At 67.7% G+C, this 6257-nt stretch carries 9 protein-coding genes; 1 reads left to right on the top strand and 8 read right to left on the bottom strand.

All coding sequences use genetic code 11. From position 1 onward, the window contains the following. Positions 1 to 55: 55 nt before the first annotated feature. Positions 56 to 973 carry a formyltetrahydrofolate deformylase gene (purU, locus tag GXZ33_RS00230; protein ID WP_291338860.1) on the bottom strand — a complete coding sequence of 306 codons (918 nt, stop codon included), beginning with the start codon at positions 971 to 973 and terminating at the stop codon, positions 56 to 58. A gap of 151 nt (positions 974 to 1124) precedes the next feature. On the opposite strand from purU, the gene GXZ33_RS00225 reads away from it, so the two are divergent. After that, positions 1125 to 1436 (top strand): hypothetical protein, encoded by a 312-nt coding sequence (locus GXZ33_RS00225; RefSeq protein WP_291338859.1) that lies wholly within the window; start codon positions 1125 to 1127, stop codon positions 1434 to 1436. On the opposite strand, the gene rdgB is transcribed toward GXZ33_RS00225, so the two are convergent. The 7 genes from rdgB to GXZ33_RS00190 all read right to left on the bottom strand — a co-directional run. Beyond that, positions 1411 to 2025, bottom strand: coding sequence for an RdgB/HAM1 family non-canonical purine NTP pyrophosphatase (rdgB, locus tag GXZ33_RS00220; protein ID WP_291338858.1), 615 nt, complete (start codon positions 2023 to 2025; stop codon positions 1411 to 1413). The genes GXZ33_RS00225 and rdgB overlap by 26 nt on opposite strands. 1 nt (position 2026) lies before the next feature. After that, positions 2027 to 2758 (bottom strand): ribonuclease PH, encoded by a 732-nt coding sequence (gene rph, locus GXZ33_RS00215; protein ID WP_291338857.1) that lies wholly within the window; start codon positions 2756 to 2758, stop codon positions 2027 to 2029. Positions 2759 to 2782: 24 nt separating this feature from the next. Next, a complete protein-coding gene (locus GXZ33_RS00210) occupies positions 2783 to 3550 on the bottom strand; it encodes an MBL fold metallo-hydrolase (protein WP_291338856.1) in 768 nt (255 codons plus the stop codon). 82 nt (positions 3551 to 3632) lie between these two features. Beyond that, a complete protein-coding gene (gene murI, locus GXZ33_RS00205; RefSeq protein ID WP_291338855.1) occupies positions 3633 to 4457 on the bottom strand; it encodes a glutamate racemase in 825 nt (274 codons plus the stop codon). Between the two features lies 1 nt (position 4458). Then, positions 4459 to 4839, bottom strand: coding sequence for a MarR family transcriptional regulator (locus GXZ33_RS00200; RefSeq protein ID WP_363236647.1), 381 nt, complete (start codon positions 4837 to 4839; stop codon positions 4459 to 4461). A 194-nt stretch (positions 4840 to 5033) separates the two neighbouring features. After that, on the bottom strand, positions 5034 to 5699 hold the full coding sequence (locus tag GXZ33_RS00195; RefSeq protein WP_291338853.1) for a rhomboid family intramembrane serine protease: 666 nt from the start codon (positions 5697 to 5699) through the stop codon (positions 5034 to 5036). A 15-nt stretch (positions 5700 to 5714) separates the two neighbouring features. Next, the coding region (locus GXZ33_RS00190) for a P1 family peptidase (RefSeq protein ID WP_291338852.1) at positions 5715 to 6257 on the bottom strand (543 nt) is incomplete at its 5' end.

Genomic DNA, 6257 nt, shown 5'->3' with positions numbered 1-6257 from the left:
GGGCACCTGCAGTACTGCAGGTGCCCCGTTGCGCTCTTCCGTGCTCTTCCGTGGGTCAGTCGAAGACGACGGTACGGTTGCCGTAGACGAGGACCCGGTCCTCGAGGTGGTAGCGCAGGCCACGGGCCAGGACCGACTTCTCGGCGTCCCGGCCGAGACGCTGCATCTCCTCCGGGGTGTCCTTGTGGGTCACGCGCATGACGTCCTGCTCGATGATCGGACCGTCATCCAGATCGGAGGTGGCGAAGTGGCACGTCGCACCGATGAGCTTCACACCCCGCTTGTGCGCCTGGTGGTACGGACGGGCACCCATGAAGGACGGCAGGAAGCTGTGGTGGATGTTGAGCACCCGGCCCGCCCACATCTCACAGAAGTCCGGCGGCAGGATCTGCATGAAACGCGCCAGGACAATGGCGTCCGGCTCATAGGAGTTGACGATCTCCCCGACCTCCTCGAAGGCCTTCCGCTTGCCGACGGCGTCCTTCGGGAACGGCACGTGGTAGAACGGCACCCCGTGGTTGTCCGCGATGTAGGAGAGGTTATCGTGGTTGCCGACGACCGCCACGACCTCCATCGGGTAGTCGTTCTCCGCGACGCGGCCGAGCAGATCGTGGAGGCAGTGCCCCTCCCGGGAGACGAGGATGACGACCTTCTTCAGGTCCGCCGTGTCCCACAGACGCCACTGCGCCTTCGGACCGAACTCCTCCGCCACCGGACGGAACTTCTCCCGCAGCTCATCGATGCTCATGCCGACGGAATCCGCACGGACCGCCTGACGGGTGAAGAACCAGTTGTTCTCCGGGTCCGTGAAGTAGGCGGCCTCGGTGATCCAACCACCCTGCTCAGCCAGGAACGTCGACAGCTTCGCGACGATACCGGTCGAGTCAGGACAACCGAGGGTGAGGACGTACTGCCGCTCCGCCGTCTGTGCACTCGGGCGGTTGCGGGGATCATCGATGTTCTGCGGGGTCATTCGTCGAATATTAGTCCACCCTGTAAAGACCTTCACCTCCAGGGGACTCACTACGAACAGGGGGACCGAACGCCCGTCTGGCGGTGAGAGTTGACAGGGGGCGGTGCTGAATCAACACCGCACACATAATCGAGCATCGGGGCGGGGAAGCATGCGGAGCATGAGCCGGGAGGCGATGCGCGGACTGGCCGACCGCGTTGAATCGGCGCTGACGGAACTGTCCGCGGCGGTCGCCCACCCGGAGAAGGTGGTGGAGCTCAAGAGCTTCTCCGACGCCGCCTTCGGACTGGGGCACATGGATAAGGACCCCACCACCGGGCGGACCGGGTGGGCGCCATCCGACGGCGGAGCGATGGAGTTCAACGACTCCGCCTTCCAGAGCGAGTCGGCGGGGGCGAAGATCCGGCGGCGGCACCGGGCCACCAACCGCACCGACGCTACTGTGACGCCAGAGACCGGATGACCTCGACGAGCTGCGCCAACGCCTTCCCACGGTGGGACAGGGAGTTCTTCTCCTCCGGGCTCAGCTGCGCCGAGGAACGACCGGCGGCGATGTCGTCGGCCGGCAGGAACAGCGGGTCGTACCCGAAACCGTTCTCCCCCACCGGCTCCCGCAGGAGGGTGCCCTCCCAGCGTCCCTCGGCGACGTGCTCCGCGCCGTCCGGGGTGACCAGTGCGCACACGGACACGAAGGCGCAGGCCCGACGCTCATCGGGGACGTGCGCCATCTGCCCCAGGAGGAGGGCGTTGTTCGCGTCATCGTCGCCGTGCCGCCCGGACCAGCGGGCGGAGAGCACACCCGGCATGCCGTTGAGTTCCTCCACCGCCAGACCGGAGTCATCGGCGATGCACACCAGGCCGGTCTCCCGGGCCCCCGCCCGCGCCTTGATGAGGGCGTTGTCGGCGAAGGTGCGGCCGTCCTCGACCGGCTCCCCGTAGGCCGGGGCCTGGCTGAGCGGGAGGACCTCCACGCCCTGCACGTCCGCCTCGCGGAGGATCCGCTCCAGCTCGGCGAGCTTCTTGGCGTTGTTCGACGCGACGAGCAGCTGCATGTCAGATCCCCAGTGCGGCCCGCTGGGCGGCGATGAGCTCGCGGCAGCCCTTCTCCGCGGAGTCGAGCATGGCGTCCAGCTGCTCACGGTTGAAGTCACCGTTTTCACCGGTGCCCTGGACCTCGACGAAGTTGCCTGCCTCGGTCATGACGACGTTGAGGTCGACCTCGGCGCGGACATCCTCCTCATAGGGCAGGTCAAGGCAGACGTTCCCGTCGACCAGGCCGACGGAGACGGCGGCGACGGGCGGGAGCAGCGGCTCGCCCGGGACGACGCCCTCGGACTTGAGCACGGCGATGGCGTCGGCCAGCGCGACGTAGGCGCCGGTGATGGAGGCGGTGCGGGTGCCGCCGTCGGCCTGCAGGACGTCGCAGTCGATGTTGATGGTGTTCTCACCCAGCTGGGAGAGGTCGACGGCGGCGCGCAGCGCACGGCCGACCAGACGGGAGATCTCCTGGGTGCGGCCCTTGACCTTGCCGGCCGTGGACTCACGACGCATGCGGTCGTGGGTGGCGGCCGGGAGCATGGCGTACTCGGCGGTGAGCCAGCCCTCGCCGGAGTCCTTCTTGAAGCGGGGGACGCCGTGCTCGACGCTGGCGGTGCACATGACCCGGGTGTTGCCGTACTCGATGAGGACGGAACCGGCCGGGTTGGAGGTGAAGCCGCGGGTGATGCGCACGGTGCGGAGCTGGTCGAGATCGCGGCCGTCGGCACGCTGGAAATCAGAAGTCATGTCCCCCAGGCTACCTGCGGGGTGTCAGAACTCGATGACCTGACCCGGGTGACCGACCTCGATCGGGCCGTCGTACTCCGCGCGGGCGGCGGCGAGGGTGGCCTCCTCATCGCCCCACGGCGGGATGTGCACGAGGATGAGGCGCTTGGCGCCGGCCAGGCGGGCGGCCCGTCCGGCCTCCGCGCCGGTGAGGTGCATGTCCGGCGGGAAGTCCCCGTCACCGGCGCACCAGGTGGCCTCGCAGAGGAAGACGTCGGCGTCGCGGGCACATTCGACGAGCTGGTCGGTCCAGCCGGTGTCACCCGAGTAGGCGATGGTCTTCTGCGAGGTGTGCTCCGTGATGCGCAGGCAGTAGGCCTCGACGGGGTGGACGGCCTCGAAGGGGACGACGCTGAGGCGGTCGATGATGTGGGCCTCGCCGGTGCGCCAGGGGGCGAAGGCGAAGGTGTCGGACATGTCGTCCACCTCGCCCGGGCTGTCGGCGGACAGGGGGCCCAGGTGGGAGAGGGTCCCGGAGGGGCCGAAGCAGAGGTTGCGTCCCTTCGCCGGGGAGTGCGGGTGGTAGCGGCGCCACACCATCAGCGAGGGGAAGTCGAGGCAGTGGTCCGCGTGCAGGTGGGAGAACACCACGTGGGCGTCGCACGGGTCGTGGAACTTCTGGAGGCTGCCGAGCACGCCGGGTCCGATGTCCACGAGCAGGGCCGGGGAGTTGTCGACGGTCACCAGATAGCCCGAGGCCGGGTTGGTGGGCGCGCCGACGCTGCCGGAACTTCCGAGGATCGTCAACTTCATGTCGCTACTGTGCCACGTCAGAGTAGTTTTCTCGAACGCAACGCACAGAACGTCATCAGATTGTGAGGGGAATTCCCAGGTGTCACAGCCCGGTGACCTGATGCACGTGACCGACACCCGGGCCGAGGAAGCGTCCCGAGAGCGCCGCGAACTTCTCCGGATCCCCGGTCGACTCGAAGATGCGGGTCGGCTGCCGTTCCCCGTCCCCCACCGGATCGGCGAGCAGGTTCTCCCGGGTGAGCACCCGCAACACGTCCTTGGCGGTCTCCTCCGCGGAGGAGACCAGGGTGACGTGGTCACCGATGGCCAGCTGGATGACGCCCGACAGCAGCGGGTAGTGGGTGCATCCCAGCACGAGCGTGTCGACGCCCGCCGCCTGCAGGGGCTCCACGTAGGCCTCGGCGACACCGAGGATCTGGCGTCCCGAGGTGATGCCGCGTTCGACGAAGTCGACGAAGCTGGGACAGGCCTGAGCGTGCGCCTCCACGCCGGGGTTGATGGCGAACAGGTCCTGGTAGGCACCCGAGTTGATGGTGCCGACCGTGCCGATCACCCCGACCTTGCCGTTGCGGGTCGTCGCCAGTGCGCGACGCACCGCCGGCTGGATGACCTCGACAACGGGGACGTCATAACGCTCGCGGGCGTCGTGGAGGAAGGCCGCGGAGGCCGTGTTGCAGGCGATGACGAGCATCTTGCAGCCGCGCTCGACGAGGTCGTCGGCGATCCGGGTCGCGTGGGCGCGGACCTCGGCGATGGGCAGCGGACCGTAGGGGCCGTGCGCGGTGTCACCGATGTAGATGATCGACTCGTGCGGCAGCTGATCCATGATCGTGCGGGCGACCGTCAGACCGCCGACACCCGAGTCGAAGATGCCGATGGGTGCTTCAGGAGTGCTCACGCCGACCATGCTAGCGCGGGAGTCGACGCTCCTCGTTGTCGATGGCGGCGACGATCTTGCTCATCGCCTCCGAGAAGTGGCGCTGCTCCTCCGGCTCAAGGTTGTCGAAGATGAGACGACGGACCTCGGAGACGTGGCCCGGGGCCGCCTGCTCGAAGAGAGCCAGACCGTCGGAGGTGAGCTCCGCGAGCGTGGAACGGCCGTCGCCGGGATCCGGGAGACGGCGCACGAGGTCCTGCTTCTCCAGTCGGGTGATCACCCGGGACAGGTGGGACAGGGTCATGTCGGAGGTCGCCGCCAGTTCACTCATGCGGAGGACATGCTGGGGGGCCTTCCACAGCTGCACCAGCGCGAAGTAGTCGTAATGACTGATTCCGGCGTCCCGCTTCAACTGTGCTTCCAGTCGGGAGGGCAGCCAGACATGAAAAGACCATACATTCATCCAGGTCTCTGACTCCTGGTCCGACAACCACTCCACGTCACTGCTTCTCATAAATCCTCATGATACTAGCAATTCTCGGGAGAACCACTATTCAACCTGTGTGACTCCTGAAATACTGCTCTCAGGTTCCACCCGGAAGGGGGTCAGGACCCCTCTGCGGACCCCTTTTGCAGACTCCGGAGGCGCTTCTTCTCCCGCAGCGCAGGCGGGTCGTCCGAGGTGATGAACATGCCCGCCGCAATGCCGCCGACGGCGCCGAAGAGGTGCGCCTGCCAGGACAACCCGGGCACACCGGGGAACACCCCCCAGACCAGCCCGGAGTAGAGAATCCCCAGGCCAACCCCCACCATGATCTGCATGACACTGCGGTTGAACAGGCCCCGGACCAGCAGATAACCGAGCCAACCGTAGACGAGGCCGGAGGCCCCGATGTGGTTGGTTCCCACGCCTCCCAGCAGCCAGACACCGGCCCCTCCAACCAGAACGACGATCGCCGTGACCTCCCACCACACCCGCGCCCGCGACATACCTATGAGGAAGCTGAATACAGCGCCGGGGATCGTGTTGGAGATGAGATGCTCCACGTTGGCGTGCAGCAGAGGGGACGTGAATATATGCCACAACGACGATACGTCCATCGGGTGGATTCCGAAGAACACCAATTGTCCGCCGAATATCAGGACATTGATGAGGTGCACCGCCCAGATGACGAGCACGTAACCTCCGGCGAACAGGAGGCCGGAACGGAGCGCGGAGCCACCGCGGGGAGACGGCGGCGGGGCGGTGGGGTACGGGACTGGCTGGTACATTGCCCACCACTCTAATCAGTCGGGGAGGATCTCCGCCCAGCAGCCGACGTCGTACCCGGGGACGGCGGACACGACGGCGTCGACAAGCGCCTCCTGCACCACATCAGCCGCCGCCGCGGACAGGGCGTGCAGTGTCTCGACATCGACGCCGGAGGTCTCCTCCGACGTACCGACCGCGAAGAGGGTGTCCCCGTCCAACGGGGAGTGCGCCGGCCGCACGGCCCGCGCGATGCCGTCGTGCCCGACCATGGCCAGTCGGGTGACCTGGGCGGTGGTGACCGGCGCATCAGTGGCGACGACGCCGATCGTCGTGTTCAACCGGGCCGCCGGATGCTCCAGCGCCCCGAACTTCTCCGGATCGACCGCGGGCCGTCCGGGATCACCCCACAGCAGGCCGGTGCCGGGATCGATGACGGAGCCGACCGGGTTGGCCACCACCAGGGCGGACACCGTGTGCTCCCCCACCGTCAGCGAGGCCTGGCCGACGCCACCCCGCAGGACCCCGGCCGTCGCCCCGCAGCCGGCGCCGACGCTGCCCCGCGCCTGCGCTCCGGCGGG

This window comes from Corynebacterium sp. (assembly GCF_012838985.1).
Classification (GTDB): domain Bacteria; phylum Actinomycetota; class Actinomycetes; order Mycobacteriales; family Mycobacteriaceae; genus Corynebacterium.
Note: the sequence above shows the minus strand (reverse complement) of the source record. Positions and strands in the feature narration are given on the sequence as shown.